The organism is Microbacterium sp. GbtcB4 (assembly GCF_019091465.1).
GTDB lineage: Bacteria > Actinomycetota > Actinomycetes > Actinomycetales > Microbacteriaceae > Microbacterium > Microbacterium paraoxydans.
Genome location: NZ_JAGXJJ010000732.1, coordinates 1 through 231, shown reverse-complemented (window position 1 = coordinate 231; position 231 = coordinate 1). Strand labels below are relative to the sequence as shown.

Sequence of the window (231 nt, the reverse complement as noted above, 5' to 3'; positions counted from 1 at the left end):
GAGCGTCTGGCCGTTCGGCGACACTGCGAGATGACAGACGACGTCCCCCGTCGCCACCGGATCGCCGAGCGGCGTCAGCGCCAGCTCCCCGATGCGCGCGAACGCCTGCACGGCGGCATCGCCCTCCTGCGCCGCGTACACGACGTCGGGGGACGGATGTGCCGCCAGCCACGACGGCGACGGGGTCTGCGTCACGGGCCCGCGGTAGGGGAGCGTCGTGGCCTCCTGGCC

General features: G+C 74.5%; 1 protein-coding gene. It reads right to left on the bottom strand.

The features are described from left to right. A partial coding sequence (locus tag KVS71_RS19430; protein ID WP_217585345.1) for a beta-propeller fold lactonase family protein occupies positions 1–231 on the bottom strand: 231 nt, incomplete at both ends.